Source organism: Microbacterium sp. Leaf288, assembly GCF_001422925.1.
In the GTDB taxonomy this organism is placed as follows: domain Bacteria; phylum Actinomycetota; class Actinomycetes; order Actinomycetales; family Microbacteriaceae; genus Microbacterium.
Genome location: NZ_LMNI01000011.1, coordinates 319,917 through 336,072 on the forward strand (window position 1 = coordinate 319,917; position 16,156 = coordinate 336,072).

Annotated in this window: 16 protein-coding genes; 11 read left to right on the forward strand and 5 right to left on the reverse strand. The window is 72.4% G+C overall.

Annotated features, from left to right (window positions below; genetic code table 11):
• Positions 1–83: 83 nt before the first annotated feature.
• Both ASF40_RS10735 and ASF40_RS10740 read right to left on the reverse strand, forming a co-directional pair.
• Positions 84–3,143, reverse strand: coding sequence for an ATP-binding cassette domain-containing protein (locus ASF40_RS10735; RefSeq protein WP_056368886.1), 3,060 nt, complete (start codon positions 3,141–3,143; stop codon positions 84–86).
• Between the two features lies 1 nt (position 3,144).
• Positions 3,145–3,690 carry a hypothetical protein gene (locus ASF40_RS10740; RefSeq protein ID WP_056368889.1) on the reverse strand — a complete coding sequence of 182 codons (546 nt, stop codon included), beginning with the start codon at positions 3,688–3,690 and terminating at the stop codon, positions 3,145–3,147.
• Between the two features lie 76 nt (positions 3,691–3,766).
• On the opposite strand from ASF40_RS10740, the gene ASF40_RS10745 reads away from it, so the two are divergent.
• On the forward strand, positions 3,767–4,681 hold the full coding sequence (locus ASF40_RS10745; protein WP_056368891.1) for a 1,4-dihydroxy-2-naphthoyl-CoA synthase: 915 nt from the start codon (positions 3,767–3,769) through the stop codon (positions 4,679–4,681).
• Between the two features lie 13 nt (positions 4,682–4,694).
• Entirely contained in the window at positions 4,695–5,849 is a 1,155-nt protein-coding gene (locus ASF40_RS10750; protein WP_056368893.1) for an AMP-binding protein, read from the forward strand.
• 49 nt (positions 5,850–5,898) lie between these two features.
• Here the strand turns inward: ASF40_RS10750 and ASF40_RS10755 are convergent, their stop codons facing one another.
• A complete protein-coding gene (locus ASF40_RS10755; protein WP_056368894.1) occupies positions 5,899–6,282 on the reverse strand; it encodes a VOC family protein in 384 nt (127 codons plus the stop codon).
• 89 nt (positions 6,283–6,371) lie between these two features.
• Between ASF40_RS10755 and ASF40_RS10760 the strand changes: the two genes are divergently transcribed.
• Positions 6,372–7,355, forward strand: coding sequence for a 1,4-dihydroxy-2-naphthoate polyprenyltransferase (locus ASF40_RS10760; RefSeq protein ID WP_056368896.1), 984 nt, complete (start codon positions 6,372–6,374; stop codon positions 7,353–7,355).
• A gap of 19 nt (positions 7,356–7,374) precedes the next feature.
• Here the strand turns inward: ASF40_RS10760 and ASF40_RS10765 are convergent, their stop codons facing one another.
• Positions 7,375–7,683 (reverse strand): DUF4229 domain-containing protein, encoded by a 309-nt coding sequence (locus ASF40_RS10765; protein WP_056368898.1) that lies wholly within the window; start codon positions 7,681–7,683, stop codon positions 7,375–7,377.
• A 102-nt stretch (positions 7,684–7,785) separates the two neighbouring features.
• Here ASF40_RS10765 and ASF40_RS10770 point away from each other — a divergent pair, with 102 nt between their 5' ends.
• From ASF40_RS10770 to ASF40_RS10800, 7 genes are all read left to right on the forward strand, one after another.
• A complete protein-coding gene (locus tag ASF40_RS10770) occupies positions 7,786–8,277 on the forward strand; it encodes a PLDc N-terminal domain-containing protein (protein WP_056368900.1) in 492 nt (163 codons plus the stop codon).
• Position 8,278: 1 nt separating this feature from the next.
• Positions 8,279–10,120: a 2-succinyl-5-enolpyruvyl-6-hydroxy-3-cyclohexene-1-carboxylic-acid synthase gene (gene menD, locus ASF40_RS10775; RefSeq protein ID WP_056368902.1), complete on the forward strand. Its 1,842-nt coding sequence runs from the start codon at positions 8,279–8,281 to the stop codon at positions 10,118–10,120.
• A gap of 27 nt (positions 10,121–10,147) precedes the next feature.
• Positions 10,148–11,071, forward strand: coding sequence for a PPK2 family polyphosphate kinase (locus ASF40_RS10780; RefSeq protein WP_056368904.1), 924 nt, complete (start codon positions 10,148–10,150; stop codon positions 11,069–11,071).
• A 129-nt stretch (positions 11,072–11,200) separates the two neighbouring features.
• Positions 11,201–11,554 (forward strand): PadR family transcriptional regulator, encoded by a 354-nt coding sequence (locus ASF40_RS10785; protein WP_056368906.1) that lies wholly within the window; start codon positions 11,201–11,203, stop codon positions 11,552–11,554.
• Complete coding sequence (locus ASF40_RS10790) at positions 11,551–12,441, forward strand: permease prefix domain 1-containing protein (RefSeq protein WP_056368908.1); 891 nt, start codon at positions 11,551–11,553, stop codon at positions 12,439–12,441. Before ASF40_RS10785 ends, ASF40_RS10790 begins: the two co-directional genes overlap by 4 nt.
• A 67-nt stretch (positions 12,442–12,508) precedes the next feature.
• Positions 12,509–13,537, forward strand: a complete 1,029-nt coding sequence (locus tag ASF40_RS10795; RefSeq protein WP_056368910.1) for an ATP-binding cassette domain-containing protein — start codon at positions 12,509–12,511, stop codon at positions 13,535–13,537.
• On the forward strand, positions 13,534–14,340 hold the full coding sequence (locus ASF40_RS10800; protein WP_056368912.1) for an ABC transporter permease: 807 nt from the start codon (positions 13,534–13,536) through the stop codon (positions 14,338–14,340). The genes ASF40_RS10795 and ASF40_RS10800 overlap by 4 nt, the downstream gene beginning before the upstream one ends.
• Before the next feature lie 120 nt (positions 14,341–14,460).
• On the opposite strand, the gene ASF40_RS10805 is transcribed toward ASF40_RS10800, so the two are convergent.
• Positions 14,461–15,759: an isochorismate synthase gene (locus ASF40_RS10805; RefSeq protein ID WP_056368914.1), complete on the reverse strand. Its 1,299-nt coding sequence runs from the start codon at positions 15,757–15,759 to the stop codon at positions 14,461–14,463.
• Positions 15,760–15,846: 87 nt separating this feature from the next.
• Here ASF40_RS10805 and ASF40_RS10810 point away from each other — a divergent pair, with 87 nt between their 5' ends.
• On the forward strand, positions 15,847–16,155 hold the full coding sequence (locus tag ASF40_RS10810; protein WP_056368917.1) for a hypothetical protein: 309 nt from the start codon (positions 15,847–15,849) through the stop codon (positions 16,153–16,155).
• Position 16,156: the final 1 nt, after the last annotated feature.

The following is a 16,156-nucleotide window of genomic DNA, read 5'->3' on the forward strand; positions in this document are numbered from 1 at the left end:
CTGCGGGCCGCCGCATCCGTGCTTCCCTTCGCGGTCCGCACGGATCGTGGTGAAACCTCACGACAGCACCGAAGCAGCCGCGCTCACGGTGCTGTTGTGACGTCTCGCGGGGATCGGTCGACCACGTGGCCGGCGACGGGACGAACGGATGCCGCGGGCACCTGCAGGGGCTTGGTGCGGCGCAGGGCCGCGAGGATCGGGCGACCCACGACGACCAGCCCGATGACGGTGGTGATCGCGCGGAGGGTGTCCCAGCTGAGGGTGGAGGTGACCAGCGAGTACAGCAGGAAGCTCGAGAGGTTCACGTCGAGCGGCGCGCTGCCGTCGTACGAGATGCCGGTGCCGTAGCCGACGGCGAACGGCCAGAACCACAGGTTCATCAGCAGGCCGAACGCGTACGAGGCGACGACGCCGTAGACGCTGAGCATCGCGATCTCACTCCCGCGGGAGATCCGCCGGGGGAGGAGCCCCGCGATCGCGCCGACCCACGCGCACGCGAACATCTGGAACGGCGTCCAAGGGCCGAAGGTGCCCGTGATCAGGGTGGACAGGGCGATCGTGGCCATGCCGAGGAGCATGCCGAACCTCGCGCCGTAGGCACGCCCCGCCAGGATCAGCAGGATGAACACGGCCTCGACGCCGCCCACGCCCGTGCCCGCGACGCGCACGGCCGCGCCGATCGCGGCGAGTGTGCCGAGCAGTGCCAGCATGTGCGCCGACCGCACGCTCCCGTCGAGGGTGGCCACGACCACGAGCGCCGCAAGGGGCACGAGCGCGAGCGCCGCGATCGGCACCGCCGCGTGGGCCTGCTCGGGCACGGCGGTCGCGACCAGCGGCCAGCAGAACGCCCCGAAGGCGACGAGATTCGCGGCCGCGAGCGCGGCGAGGGGCAGTACCTTCAGCCGCCGCCTCCGGGCAGAGTTCCCTGTCCGCAATTCAGGACGGTTGGCGGAGCCGGAATGGACGGGTCCCGATTCCTGCGGGTCTCTCGAGGGCCGCAGGGATCGGTCCTGAGTTACGGACGGGGAGGCGGTGGGCGCGAGGTCATCCACGCGAGGGGACTCCCGGAGGTCTCGGCCGCGTGAGGACGGCCGGTGCGGCCGTTCCGGCGTCCGCAATTCAGGACCGTTCGAGCGGCTGGCCTGTGCGCCCGCGGAGTTCCGTGCCTCGCGCGCGGCGGCTGCGCGTTCATCCTGAGTTACGAACGGGGCGTCGGTGAGAACACCGGCGTTCATCGTCAGCGCGCGGTCGGCCCGGGCGGCGAACTCGGGCTCGTGCGTGGCCACCAGCACCGCTGTGCCCGTGGCGGCGAGCGAGTCCAGCGCGGCCCAGACCATGTCGCGGGCGGCGGGGTCGAGGCCGCGCGTCGGCTCGTCGACCATGAGGACGCGCGGCGCGCCCGCAAGCTGGATCGCCAGCGCGAGGCAGCGTCGCTCACCCGCAGAGAGGTCGCGTGGATGCCGCGCCAGCCGTGCGGCGAGGGCCGGGCTGTCGGGGTCGAGACCCAGGAACCCGGCGAACCGTGCCGCGGTCCCCGGCGCCGCACCCGCGTCGCGGCGCGCGGCCCGACGGTCCGCCCGCCGGCATTCGGCGGCGACTGTGTCGGACACGAACAGGTCGTCCGAGGCATCCGGAACCAGCGAAACCTGACCGGCCGACTCGATGTCCGCTCCCCGCGCGGGAAGTGCGAGCGCGGCGAACAGGCTCGACTTGCCGGCGCCGTTGGGCCCGACGAGTGCGACGATCTCGCCGGCGCGCAGTTCGATGTCTGCACCCGCTACGGCCACCGTGTCGCGGTGGCGCACCGTGATTCCGCGGGCGCGCAGCACGACATCCCCCGGTTCGCCGGTTTCGGGGCGCGGCCCGTGCGTTCGGGGCGTATCCCATGCGCCCCGAACGTCCGCCGTGCGCCCCGAACCCGGCTCATCGGGGCCGACCGCTGCGACCTCGCCGCCGTCGATCCGCAGCACCGTGTCGGCGATCCCGGAGAGCGCGTCGACGCGGTGCTCCGCCACCACGACGCACATGCCGGCTTCGTGCGCGAGGGCATCCAGGAGCCCGGCGATCCGCACCCGCGCGTCGGCGTCGAGATCGGCGAGCGGCTCGTCGACGAGCAAGAGGATGGGGTGCTCGACGATCGCGGCGGCGATCGCCACCAGCGTGGCCTCGCCCGCCGAGAGCCCGCGCGTGGGGCGGTCGAGCAGCGCCGTCACGCCGACCCGGCCGGCGATCTCGGCCACGCGCGCGGTCACGAGAACGGGCGCGACGCCCCGCAGCTCGAGCGAGAGCCCGATCTCGTCGCGCACCCGCTCGGTGGCGAACGCGTCACGCGGATGCTGCAGCACCACGCCCACGCGCTCCGCGAGGTCGCGCGGGGGCACGGTCGCGCGTTCGCGGCCGACGACCGACAACGACCCCGCGATCCAGCCGCCGTCGGTGTGCGTGTGCAGGCCCGCGATCGCCCGCAGCAGCGTCGACTTGCCCGACCCGGTCGGCCCGGCGACGAGGGTGAGCGTCCCCGCCGGGAGCTCGAGCGAGGGCGGAAGACGGATGCCTCGTCTCGCAGCGCCATCGCCGAACCCGATCTCCACACCCTCGGCCTGGACCGGTGCGAGACAGTCTCCGTCGAGCCCCCGTCCCGCGAAGCCGCGCAGCTCGAGGGCGGCGGCCACGGCCCCCGCGCGCTCGAGTGTTCGTTCCAGCAGGGGAAGCAGCATCCGTGCCCCGCCGCGCTCGCCGCGGAGGCGCTGCGCGAACCGCACCGCGCGGGCGCCGTCGGCGAGCGAGGGGAGGGTGGCCGCGGCGATCGCGAGCGCCCGTGCGATGCCGCGCAGCGGCCCGCGCCGCGAGGCCGGCGCGAGCACGCGGTTCAGGTCGACCAGGGCGTTCACCACCCCGAACGCGAGGATCGTGAGGGCGATCGGCAGGGCGCTGGCGGCGGCATCCCACAGTCCATCGATCGTGACGGGACCCAGCAGCACCACATGCGCGAACGGCGACGGCAGTCGCACCGCCGGAAGGTCCAGCAGGACGAAGCCGTCGCCGTCGGCGCCGTGGAAGAGGACGCGGTAGACGACCCGGGCCGCCACGAACCCTGCGGCGAGGATCGCCGCGGCTCGCAGGGGACCGGGTCGGAACGTCATGTCAGGATGTCGGCGCTGCCGGCTCTCCGTTCAGGGTGAAGAGCAGTTCGACACCCTCGCCCGGCTCGAGTTCGAGGGTCGAGGCGCCCTCCTGGGCGTAGTCCCACTCGCCGCCCGCGGGCTTGACCCACAGCGACCAGTACGCGTACTCCGGAGCCATCGTCTTGCAGGTCTCGAAGTACTCCGAGCCGTCGGGCGCGGTGATCGCCTGGTCCTCCGCAGGCACGCCGTTGACGCGGCACACGACCTGGTCGCCGTACTGCTCGGTGCCCTCGGTCGTGACATTCACGAGCGTGAACGCATCGGCGGCGACGAGGGCCTCATCGGTCTCGATGCACCACTGCTTGCCGTCTTCGCCCAGGGCGGAGGCGTCCACGGCCACGGTGATGCCGGCGTCGTCGGCGCACGCCGCGTCGCTGACCTGCACGGCCTGCGTGTCGGAGGCCGTCGGCGCCGCCTCCGGGGCGCCGGACGAGCAGGCGGCGAGGGCGAACAGCAGGGCAGCGGATGCCGCGGCAGCCGCCACGGCGCGAAGAGTCGAAGTCACCGATCCAGGCTAGGCCCCGGCTGCCGGTGTCCGGTTGCACATGACGTCCGCACGGCGCCCGCCGTAGGCTGGCCGAGTGAGCGTTTCGGAACTGTTCGACGAAGACGAGTGGGCGACAGCCCCCGGCCAGCCGGACGGCGGCTACACCGACATCACCGCCCACGTCTCGAAGGACGGCCGCATCGCGCGCATCGCGTTCGATCGGCCGGAGGTGCGCAACGCCTTCCGCCCGCACACCGTCGACGAGCTCTACCGCGCCCTCGACGTCGCTCGCCAGGACCCGCGCGTGGGGGTCGTGCTGCTCACCGGCAACGGGCCGAGCCCGAAGGACGGCGGCTGGGCGTTCTGCTCCGGCGGCGACCAGCGCATCCGCGGGCGCGACGGCTACAAGTACTCCGAGGACGAGACGGCCGTCCCGGCCGAGGCCCAGGCCCGGGCCGGCCGGCTGCACATCCTCGAGGTGCAGCGGCTCATCCGGTTCATGCCCAAGGTCGTCATCGCCGTGATCCCCGGGTGGGCGGCGGGCGGCGGGCACTCGCTGCACGTCGTGTGCGACCTGTCGATCGCCTCGGCCGAGCACGGCCGGTTCAAGCAGACCGACGCCGACGTGGGCTCGTTCGACGCCGGCTACGGCTCTGCGTACTTCGCGCGGCAGATCGGGCAGAAGTTCGCCCGTGAGGTCTTCTTCCTCGCGGAAGAGTACTCGGCGCAGCGCGCCTACGAGATGGGCGCGGTCAACCGGGTCGTGCCGCATGCCGATCTCGAGCGCGAGGCGGTGTCGATGGCCCGAACGATCCTCACCAAGTCGCCGACCGCGATCCGCATGCTGAAGTTCGCGTTCAACGCGGTCGACGACGGCTTAGTGGGTCAGCAGGTGTTCGCGGGGGAGGCTACGCGCCTCGCCTACGGCACCGACGAGGCCGTCGAGGGTCGGGACTCGTTCCTCGAGAAGCGCGACCCCGACTGGTCGCCCTACCCCTGGCACTACTGACCCGGCGCCCGCGATGAAGCTCGTCCCCGTCATCGGCGATGACCCCCGCGAGATCCTGCGGGGCCTGCGCGGTGCGCTGCACGGCGCAGGACCGGCTCTCGGCCTCGGCCTCGTCAGCGGACTCCCCGGGGAAGTCCGGGCGGGCACCGCGGTGGTGGTGACGACGTCCGGGTCCACCGGCATCCCGAAGAGCGTGGTCCTCAGCCGCGACGCGCTCACCGCGAGCGCCCTGTCGACCGCCGACCGCATCGGCGACGGCGCGTGGCTGCTGGCGCTGCCGGCGAGCTACGTCGCGGGTCTGCAGGTGCTCGTGCGCTCCCTGGTCGCCGATCGCGAGCCCGCGATCCTCGCGGGGGCTTTCACTCCGCAGGCGTTCTCGGCGGCCGCGCTCATGATGGTGTCGACCGAGCACGGCGAGCGGGTGCCGAGTTACACCTCGCTGGTCCCCGCGCAGCTGTCGAAGCTGCTCGACGCGGCCGAGCACGACCCCTCGGTTCTCGCGGCGCTGCGCTCCTTCGAGACGATCCTCGTCGGAGGCCAGGCGCTCCCCGCCGCGACCTTCGAGCGCGCCGAGGCCGCCGGCGCGCGCATCGTGCGCACCTACGGCTCCACCGAGACCAGCGGCGGCTGCGTGTACGACGGCGTGGCCCTGGGCAACGTGCGACTGCGAATCGAGCGCGGCGAGGTGCAGATCTCCGGACCGACCCTGGCCGACGGCTACCTCGGCAACGACGAACTGACGGATGCTGCGTTCCTCCGCGACCGCGACGGAGCCCGGTGGTACCGCACCGGCGACGCGGGACTCCTCGAGGACGGGGTCCTGCGCGTGCGCGGCCGCATCGACAACGTCATCGTCTCGGGCGGCATCAACGTCTCGCTCGACCGCGTCGAGCGGATCGTGCGGGGGATCCCGGGACTCGCTCTCGCCGTCGTCGTCGGGATTCCCGACGAGCGGTGGGGCGAGGCATCCGTCGTCGTCGCCTCCCGGGGCGAGGCATTGCGGCGCAGCGAAGCGGTGCAGCTGGAGGAGGCGCGCGCCGCCGTCCAGGCCGAGATCGGCGCACACGCCCGTCCGTCGCGACTCGTGCTGGTCGACGAGCTCGCGGCGCTCCCCTCGGGAAAGCCCGACCGCGAGGCGATCCGCCGCGCCGTGATCGCCCTGCACTGACGCGCGCTTCGACAGTTCGGCGACCGGCGTGCGGGGCAGCGACCGGGGGTCAGCCCCGCGGGTACGGGCCGGTGTCGACGACGCAGAAGCGGTTGCCCTCGGTGTCTTCGAGGACGATCCAGTCGGCGTCGTCGGGGTAGTCGTGCCAGTCGACTTCGCGGGCGCCGAGCCCGAGCAGGCGCTGCACCTCGGCCGCCTGGTCCTCGGCGTACAGGTCGAGGTGGATCCGCGGCGGGTAGTGCTGCGGGTACCCGGTGACCGACAGCGCGAGGCTCGCGCCGGGCGCCGACCAGTCCGCCTTACCCGGCGGATCGAGGATCACCCAGTCATCGCCCGGCTCGTTGCGGTTGACGTAGCCGAGGGCCGCGCGCCAGAAGTCGCCGGCGCGTGAGATGTCCTCCACGGTGAGGACGATGGATCCGATGCTCAGCATGGGCTTCATCCTCGCCCCGGGCGCCGACATCCGTCAGGGGGTTGACCCGAGCAGGTGTCACATCGACTCGGCCCCTAAGATGTGCATTCGTGGCAGGAACCCCGAGCAAGAAGCGCACCACCGCCGGACGCAAGAAGCAGCCGCCCCGCGGAAACCCGCAGAAGGCGCACGTCTCGCGCGACCCCGCGCACGTTGCGAAGCCCACCGCGCGCGACTGGATCGGTGCGGCGCGCCTGCGCACCCTGCCCCTGGCGATCACGCCCATCCTCGTCGGCACGGGCGCCGCGATCCTGGTGGTGGACGTCTTCCACTGGGTGATCGCGCTCTTCTGCCTCATCGTGTCGGTGTCGCTGCAGATCGGCGTCAACTACGCCAACGACTACAGCGACGGCATCCGGGGCACCGACGACTTCCGGGTCGGCCCCGCCCGTCTCACGGCCGGCCGCAAGGTGAAGCCGCGCACCGTGCTCATCGTGGCGCTGGCCTTCTTCGCGATCGCGGCGATCGCCGGACTCGCCATCACCATCCGCACGCAGCAGTGGTGGCTGATCGCCGCCGGCGCCGTCTGCATCCTCGCCGCGTGGTTCTACACCGGCGGCAAGCGCCCCTACGGCTACTACGGCCTCGGCGAGCTCTTCGTCTTCGTGTTCTTCGGTCTCGTCGCGACACTCGGCACGACGTGGGTGCAGGCCTTCGCGCTCCCGCAGGAGGCCTGGTTCGGCGCCGTCGGCGTGGGCCTCATCGCCTGCGCGGTGCTGCTGGCGAACAACCTGCGCGACATCGACCAGGACCGTGCCGCGCACAAGCGGACGCTCACCGTGCTCATCGGCCGCACGGCGACGCGCTGGCTGTTCACCGTGTTCCTGCTGGCCGCGTTCGCCATCGCCGCGTTCCTGGCATGGATCGGGTACCCGATCGCCTGGCTCACGCTGCTCGCGCTGCTGGCCGGTGCGCCGGCGATCCTCATCGTGTGGACCTACCGCGACCCCCGCGAGCTCGTCGTCGCCCTCGGCCTCACGTCGCTGACGTCGGTCGCCTACGGCGCCTTCCTGATGTGGGCCTTCATCGGCTGACGGATGCTGCGCCCCGGCGTCAGGCGCGGGGGCCGGGGGCTTCGCCGTCGGGCGTGGCGGGGGCGGCGGCGTCGGCCGCGGCATCCTCCGCCTCCTCGTCGCTCGCCGCGGAACGCGCCTGGGCGCGGCGCTCGGCAAGGCCCGACGTGACGTCGTCGAGGGGCTTGCGCAGGAACAGCACCGAGAGGCTCAGGCCGATGAGGGCGGCGAAGATGGCGGCGAGCCAGTAGTACTCGCGCATGATCGGGAACAGCATCAGGATGCCGAACGGCACGAGGAACGCCAGCAGCCGCAGCACCGAGTAGACGATGGCAGAGCGCGCTTTCACCCATCCATCCTACGTTCCGTCACGGAGACCGCTTCTGCGACGGTTGCGTCACGGAGCGCCTGCGAACGCCCACTCGGGGCCCCGCCCGCCTAGGATGGGAAGATGCCTCGGGTGCTGCTGATTCTGGCCCTGGTGGCGACCGCGTTCTGGGTCTTCACCATCGTCGATTGCGCGGTCCAGCCCCCGACCCGCCACCGCGGCGTGAGCAAGCCGGTCTGGATCCTCATCGTCGTCCTGCTGCCCGTGCTGGGCGGACTCCTCTGGCTCATCGTGGGCCGCGGGCGCGCCCCGTCGGTCGCTGCACGCAGAGCTCCCGATGACGACCCCGAGTTCCTCGGACGCATCGGCACGATCTCCGACCAGGACGAGCGCATCCGCCGACTCGAGGAGGAGCTCGCGCAGCTCGACGCCGAGGGCGACGACCCCCGCTTCAACCCGCCGGGTTCCGCCGCGTCCGACGACACCGCCGCACCCGGCAGCGCGGCAGCCGCGGGCGGCACCGCGACGCCGGGCACCCCGCCGCAGCCGAAGCCGCCGATCCGTCCTGCAGACGGCGACGACGACGCCCGCGGTCAGCGCGGGGTCATCGGCTGACGTGACCGACTCCGACAGCGCCCCAGCACCACTCGAACCAGCTGCCGCGCTCGACCCGGCGCCCGCGACCGACGCCGCCGCGGCACTGCTGTGCCGGCTCGTCGAGCTCGGGGTGCGCCACGTCGTGCTGAGCCCGGGCTCGCGCTCGCAGGCGCTCGCCCTGGTCGCCGCCGAGCTCGAGCGGCGGGGCGTCCTCCGCCTGCACGTCCGCATCGACGAGCGCGTCGCGGGCTTCACGGCGCTCGGCATCGGACGCGAGACACGGATGCCGGCGGCCGTGGTCTGCACGTCGGGCACCGCGGTCGCGAACCTGCTGCCTGCCGCACTCGAGGCCCATCACGCCGGCGTGCCGCTGCTGCTGCTCACGGCCGACCGCCCCCCGGAGCTGCGCGGGGTCGGTGCGAACCAGACCACGCGCCAGCCGGGGATGTTCGCGCCCACCGTGCGGCTCGAGACCGACGTGCCGGTGCCCGAGGCGCCCGATCCCGACGGCACGCACGAGCAGAGCGCGATGCTCCGACTCCTCGCCGAGGACGCGGTCGCCGCGGCGCTGGGCGCGGGCACGCGGTCGCCGGGTCCGGTGCACCTGAACCTGCCGTACCGCGAGCCGCTGTCGGGCGCCCTCCCCGCGTGGATGGGCGTACCCGCCGCCGAGCTCGAGACCGCCGTCGTCGACGACCCCGACGGCCCCCCGGTGGCGATCGACGCCGAGGACGAGGCATCCGGTGCCCTGTATCAGGGCGGTGGCGGCATCGGCGAGGCCGACCTCCCGACCGAGCCGGAGGACGCGCCGCTCGTGCTCGAGCGCGGTCCCCGGACCATCGTGCTCGCGGGGTCCGACGCCGGTCCCGACGCGGAGGAGCTCGCCCACGTCGGCGCGTGGCCACTCGTCGCCGAGATCGTGAGCGGTGCGCGCTTCGGGCGTCAGCTCGTGCACGGCTACCGCGCGCTGCTGCGCGACCCCCACCTGGGCGGCCGCATCGAACGGGTCGTCGTGCTCGGCCACCCGACTCTCAGCAGAGAGACCGCCGCGCTGCTCTCCGACCCCGAGATCGAGGTCGTCGCGGTCCGGGGTCCGGGCGAGCCGCTCAACCTCAACGGCGCCACCCTGGCCGCCGACCGCATCGCGGTCGCCACGGGCGACCCCGACCGCGAATGGCTCGGGGAGTGGATGCAGGCGTCGCGCGCAGCATCCGTCGATCTCACGCCGCCGGCGCCCGATGCCGACGGTCTCTCGTCGGCGGTGCCGGGGGAGAGGCTCGGAGCGATCGCGGCGGAGCTCGGCGTGATCCGCGCGCCCGTCGACCGTGCTGCGCTCGTCGACGCCGTCTGGCGCGCGACGTGGCCCCATGACCGCCTCGTGTTCGGCTCGTCGCGCCTGGTGCGGGTCGCGGACCAGGTGCTCCCGGGCAAGAAGGTGCCGGTGCATGCCAACCGCGGGCTCGCCGGCATAGACGGGACGATCGCCACGGCGACCGGCATCGCCCTCGCGAGCCAGTTCGGCGGAGGCGCGGGCGTCACGCGCGTGATCCTCGGCGATCTCGCGCTGCTCCACGACGCCGGCGCGATGCTCCTGCCGCCACAGGAGCACGAGCCGCGCCTCCAGCTCATCGTCGGCAACGACGGCGGCGGCACGATCTTCGACGGGCTCGAGGTGGCAGCCGTCGCGGGCGCCGACGTGATGGACCGGGTGCTGCTGACCCCGCACACCGTGCGCCTCGAGCAGCTCGCACTCGCGTACGGCTGGGAGTACCGCCGGGTCACGACGCGGGCGGCGCTCGACCAGGTGCTCACATCGCCGGCCGGCGGTCGTCAACTCATCGAGGTTCCGCTCGAGCGCTGAGCCCGCGGCATCCGCCATGATGGCTCCATGATCGCCTCGAGGCAGAAGCACTGGAGCGGCGACGTCGCCGATCTCCTCCGTGTCGGGGAGGGCTTCGTCCTCGCCGACGTCGACACCCGCTCGACCCCGGGATACGAGAAGGACAAGGCCCACGCGGCCGACGACCTCCAGTCCGGCGCGGCCGAGCTCGACGAGTACCAGGAGCGTCTGTACGCGCGCAGCCGCGTCGATGCGACGATCCCCACGCCCCCTCCAGACGCCGCTGGCGCGTCGCCCGGAGCCTCCGGGCGCGTGGGCCCAGCCTCGGTGCTGCTGGTGCTGCAGGCGATGGACTCCGCCGGCAAGGGCGGCATCATCCGTCACGTCGTGGGCTCCGTCGACCCGCAGGGCATCGTGCTCTCGGCGTTCAAGAAGCCCACGGAGGAAGAGCTGAAGCACGACTTCCTGTGGCGGGTGAAGCAGCGGCTTCCCGTCTCGGGCATGATCGGCGTCTTCGATCGCTCGCACTACGAGGACGTGCTCATCGGCCGGGTCAGGCGCCTGGCCCCCGAGCAGGAGATCGAGCGTCGCTACGCGGCGATCAACGACTTCGAGCGTCAGCTGACCGATTCGGGCACGAGGGTGGTCAAGGTCATGCTCCACATCTCGCCGGATGAGCAGAAGAAGCGCCTGATGCAGCGCCTCAACCGTCTCGACAAGCACTGGAAGTACAACCCGACCGACGTCGACGAGCGTGAGCTGTGGCCGCAGTACATGGCGGCGTACCAGACCGTGTTCGAGCGCACGTCGACCGAGCACGCGCCCTGGTTCGTCGTGCCCGCCGACCACAAGTGGTACGCGCGGCTCGCCGTCCAGAATCTGCTGCTGGAGGCGCTCGAGGGCATCGACCCGCAGTGGCCGAAGGCGACGTTCGACGTCGAAGCCGAGAAGCGGCGCCTCGCGGCCACCTGACCGCTGCGCGCACCGAACGCCCTCCCCGCCGGATCATCGGCAGGGAGGCGTTCGTCGTGGAGAGGGCGGGTATTCGAGCTCGCAAAGTAGTCGATGTTCATGAGTACTTGACGTGATACAGTACTTGACATGACACAAGACGACGCGTTCGCGGCCGACCTGCTGCGCGGCCACACCGACACGATCGTGCTCGGTGTGCTGCGGCGCGGCGACGCGTACGGCTTCGAGATCTACAAGGCGATCCGCGATGCGACCGGCGGCGATCACGAGATCAAAGAGGCGACGCTGTACGCCACGTACCGCCGGCTCGAGAAGGACGGACTCGTCGAGTCGTACTGGGGCGACGAGTCCCAGGGCGGCCGTCGCAAGTACTACCGCATCACCGACGCCGGCCGCGCGGTCTTCCGCGGCAACGTCGCGGCCTGGACCGCGACCCGGCGCATCATCGACTCACTGCTCGACGTGAAGGAGAGCCAGCAATGAACACCGACATCCATCGCCTCCTCGACGAGGCGTTCCAGGGCATCGAGATGACGCCCGACGCCCAGGACCTGAAGGAGGAGGTGCGCGCCAACCTCGTCGCCCGCGCCGACGAACTCGAGGCGGCGGGAGTGCCGCCGACCGAGGCCGCGCACCGAGCGATCGCCGAGCTCGGCGATGTGCGTGCCCTTCTCGATGCGACGACGGATGCTGCGCCCCGCCCGCACGCGGACGGCTATGCGGCCCTGCAGCAGCGTCATCGCGTGCGTCCGAAGCCCGGCTTCGTCGTGCGGGCGGTGGTGTGGTCCATCGCCGCGGTGATCGGCATCACGCTCGGCATCCTCGGGGCGGCCGGCGTGTGGCCGATTCCGCTCGGTGCCCAGATCGGCGCCTTCGGGTTCGCGGCGACCGCCCTCGGCCTCCTCGTCGGCGACTCGCTCTCGCAGGAGACGACCACCAACCACCCGATGCCGCAGAACCGCGCCGCCGGGTACTTCCTCGCCACGCTGCTCGGCGCGTACGGGCTCGGCTTCGTCGCTCTCGTCGCCTTCGGTTCGATGCCGGTGTGGGGCGTGGTGTTCGCGGCGCTCGGCATCATCGCGTCGATCATCCTGTTCGCGTTCCTCGGAGCGAGCCAGACGAACCGCCACAAGGCATGGACGCGCCAGGCGCACACCAGCGAACCGCCGAACCGGTTCGAGCGCGAGCCCGAGACCGCCGCACGTTTCGGCATCTACAGCGCCGTCATCTGGCTGGTGACCTTCGCCGTCATCGCGGTGCTCGTGTTCACCGTGGGCTGGTGGTGGGCGCCGGTCGCCTTCGTCGGCGGGTTCGCGGTCATGATGCTCGTCCTCGCACGCATGCTCTTCAGCCCCGAGAAGAAGTCCTGACACGTCGGGCGACGCCGCGCGCCGCCCGACCCCTCACACACCCATTCGCAGGAAGGGATGCTTCGCCATGCCCGAAAACTCCATCGCCGACGATCGCGCGATCGTCGCCACCGACCTCGTCAAGGTCTATCCGGGTCGCGGCCGGAAGCCAGGCGTCCGAGCGCTCGACGGCCTCGCGTTCTCGGTCCCCGCCGGCCGCGTGTTCGGCCTCCTCGGCCCGAACGGCGCCGGCAAGTCCACGACGACCAAGATCCTCACGACGCTGTCCCGCCCGACGAGCGGCACCGCCGTCGTCGCGGGGCACGACGTCACCACCGACCCGGCGTCGGTCCGCGCCGCCATCGGGTACGTGTCCCAGGGGGCGAGCACGGATCCGCTCCTCACCGCCCGCGAGAACCTCGAGATCGCCGCACGACTGCGCGGCGTCGCACCGGGTGAGGCCCGCGGCCGCGCCGCGCGTCTGCTCGACGAGTTCGGGCTGGCCGAGGCATCCCGTCGTCCGGTCGGAACCTTCTCCGGCGGCATGCGCCGGCGACTCGACGTCGCTGCGGCGCTCGTGCACCGGCCGCGCGTGCTCTTCCTGGACGAGCCCACCACGGGACTCGACCCCGAGGCACGCGCCACGATGTGGGCGGAGATCCGCCGTCTCTCCGGGGAGGAGTCGCTCACCGTGGTGCTGACGACCCACTACATGGAGGAGGCCGACCGGCTCGCCGACGAGCTGCTCCTCGTCAACCGCGGCCGCGCGGTCGTGCAGGGCACGCCCGGCGAGCTCAAGGCGGCGCTGCACGGCGACTCGCTGCGGGTCTCGCTCGTGGAGCCCGACCCCGCCGCCGTGCGCGCGGCCATCGGGCGCGTGGCGGGCCTGCGGGACGTCGTGATCGAGGCATCGGGCGTCGACGGCGTCCTCGCTGCGCGCACCGACGACGCCTCGGCGGCGGTCGGGGCCGTCATCGGAGCATTGGATGCCGCGGGCATCCGCTTCGGCCAGGTCGCGGCATCCCACCCCACCCTCGACGACGTGTACCTGCACTTCGTCGGCCACACCTTCGGCGACGCGGCAGCGCCTGCCCTCACGGAAGGAGCCGCAGCATGACGACTCTCGCCCTGACCGGCGCCGCGCCCCGCGCGGGCTGGTTCACGCAGGCCGGCCAGGTGCTGCGCCGCTGGCTGATCGCGACCCTGCGCCAGGTGTGGGGGCCGGTCATGTCGCTGATCCAGCCCGTCATCTGGATCGTGCTCTTCGGGCAGGTCTTCCAATCGCTCGGCGCGCTGCCGCAGTTCGGCGGTGCCGGCTACATCGACTACCTCGTGCCCGGCATCCTCATGATGACCGTCCTCTACTCGGGGGCTTGGGCGGGGACCGGCTACATCGACGACATCAATTCGGGCGTCATGGATCAGTACCTGACCTCGCCGGTGTCGCGGTCGGCGATCATCACCGGGCAGCTGACGCAGCAGCTGATCATCAACCTCGCGCAGTCGCTCGTCGTGCTCGGCATCGGCTGGCTCGCCGGTGCGCGGTACCCGGGCGGGGTGGGCGGCATGCTGGTCGCCCTCGGCATCGCGACGCTGCTCGCGACGATCTTCTGCTGCGCCTCGACGGCGGTGGCCCTCATCTCGCGCAGTCAGATCGCGCTGATCAGCCTGTCGCAGCTCATCGTGCTGCCGGCCACGTTCCTGTCGACGACGATGATGCCGGCCGACCTGATGCCCGAGTGGGTCCAGGACGTCGCGCACTGGAACCCCATGACGTGGGCGGTCGAGCTCGGCCGCGGCGGTCTCACCGGCGATCACCCTGCGAACGGCTGGTGGCAGCTCGGCGGCCTCGCGGTGCTCGCCGCACTGGCGTTCGTCTGGGCGGTGCGCTCGATCCGCGCCTATCAGCGCTCGGTGTGACGTGACGTCTCCGTCCTCCCGGGTTGGGGCGCGGGAGGTGCGTCCGGGGCGCACCCGATGCGCCCCGGACGTGCGCAGCGCGCCCCGAACCCGGCTGACGTCGCCCGGCGGGGCCGCCCCTCAGGCGAGCGCGTCGACGATCGGGCGGAACTTGACCCTGGTCTCGAGCAGCTCCTTGTCGGGGTTGCTCTGGGCGACGATCCCGGCGCCCGCGTGGGCGACGACCGGGATCGTCGCGCTGTACTCGGCGACGTTGCGGGGCGGCTCCCCGCCGATCTGCGCGCAGCGCAGGGCGATGGCCCACTCGCCGTTGCCGTCGCCGTCGATCCAGCCGACCGGCCCGGCGTAGCGGCCACGGTCGAACGGCTCGAGCCGGCGGATCAGTTCGAGCGCAGCGTCGGTCGGCGTGCCGGCCACAGCTGCGGTGGGGTGGAGTTCGGCCACCAGGTCGAGGGCCGAGGCGTGGTCGGCCAGGTCGCCCGCGACGTCGGTCGCGAGGTGCCAGAGGTTCGGCAGCTTGAGCGTGAACGGCTCGGGATCGGCCCGCAGATGACGCACGTGCGGCCCCAGCTTCGCGAGCACGCTCTGCACGGCGAAGCGGTGCTCGTCGAGGTCCTTCGCGCTGTGCGCGAGGGAGGTGGATGCCTCGGTGTCATCGTGCGCATCGGTCCCGCGCGGGATCGTCCCGGCGAGCACGCGTGCGGTCACCACGCCGCGCGAAGCGGTGACGAGGGTCTCCGGGCTCGCCCCGATGAGACCGTCGACGGCGAAGGTCCAGGTATCGGGGTAGTCGTCGGCGAGGGCGCGCACCAGGCGGCGCACGTCGGCACCGGCGGGGATCGTGCCGACGAGATCACGCGCGAGCACGACCTTCTCGAGTTCTCCGCGCACGATCGCGTCGACGGCCTCGCGGACCGCGGCCTGGTAGCCGGCGGGATTGAGCGTGCCGGGGCCGAGCGTGGCCGACCAGTACGGGCCGTACGGCGCGGGCTCGACGACGGCGTCGCCGAGGTCGGCGGCGACGCGTGCGATGCGCGTCACCCACGAGCGTCCGCGGTGGCGCCCGATGACGGCCTGCGGGATCACGAGCCGGCTCGTGGCCGACGATCTCTCGTCGAAGACGAGCGCGCCGAACGCGACCAGCCCCGTTCCGGGGAGGCCGAGCGGATCATCGATCTCCGCGGTCGCGGCGATCTGACGCCACGTCTCTGCCGCCGACGGCAGCGCCGCCGGGTCGCCGCCGGGAGCGGAGTGGGGTCCGCGCTCGTAACCGCCCAGCTGGCCGATGCCGACGATGCCGTCGCCGCGTCTCAGCCAGGCGAGGGGCTCACCGGGAGAGGCGTAGGCGAGGAGGTCGTCGACGTGCTCGATCTCGCGGGTCTCGACCACCAGCGCAGGCGGGCGGCGCGAAGGTGTCACGACTCCAGCCTAGACTCGCCGATCCGGGCCCGACGCCGGTCACCGCCGCCCTTGTGCGTGCCGCAGCGCCGGGGTGAGGATGGCCGCGTGAGCGTGCGCTATCTGATCACCGTCGACCCCGATGCCGACCAGGGCACCATCGAGGCAGGCCTTCGCGACGCGGGCGCCGAGTCGGTCTCGCCGCCCGCGCCGGAGCTGCCCGATGTGTTCATCGCCACGGTCGACGAGTCGGTCGCCGACTATGCGGATCGTGCGCAGGCCGTGTCAGGCGTGAGGATCGCCGAGCCCGACGCGTGGGTCGGCTTCGGGGGAGAAGGCGGCGCTGAGACGCGCGACATCGGCCTCATGCCCGTCGACGAGCCGCTCGAGGAGCCGCCCGCCGGCGACGTGCGCTGAG

Bases quoted from the DNA above. Each gene is read 5' to 3' on its own strand.
- ASF40_RS10770 (WP_056368900.1), top strand. From the start codon at position 7,786: ATGCCTCGGGTGCTGCTGATTCTGGCCCTGGTGGCGACCGCGTTCTGG.
- ASF40_RS10735 (WP_056368886.1), bottom strand. From the start codon at position 3,143: ATGACGTTCCGACCCGGTCCCCTGCGAGCCGCGGCGATCCTCGCCGCA.
- ASF40_RS10780 (WP_056368904.1), top strand. From the start codon at position 10,148: ATGATCGCCTCGAGGCAGAAGCACTGGAGCGGCGACGTCGCCGATCTC.
- ASF40_RS10800 (WP_056368912.1), top strand. From the start codon at position 13,534: ATGACGACTCTCGCCCTGACCGGCGCCGCGCCCCGCGCGGGCTGGTTC.
- ASF40_RS10750 (WP_056368893.1), top strand. From the start codon at position 4,695: ATGAAGCTCGTCCCCGTCATCGGCGATGACCCCCGCGAGATCCTGCGG.
- ASF40_RS10790 (WP_056368908.1), top strand. From the start codon at position 11,551: ATGAACACCGACATCCATCGCCTCCTCGACGAGGCGTTCCAGGGCATC.
- ASF40_RS10785 (WP_056368906.1), top strand. From the start codon at position 11,201: ATGACACAAGACGACGCGTTCGCGGCCGACCTGCTGCGCGGCCACACC.
- ASF40_RS10755 (WP_056368894.1), bottom strand. From the start codon at position 6,282: ATGCTGAGCATCGGATCCATCGTCCTCACCGTGGAGGACATCTCACGC.
- ASF40_RS10795 (WP_056368910.1), top strand. From the start codon at position 12,509: ATGCCCGAAAACTCCATCGCCGACGATCGCGCGATCGTCGCCACCGAC.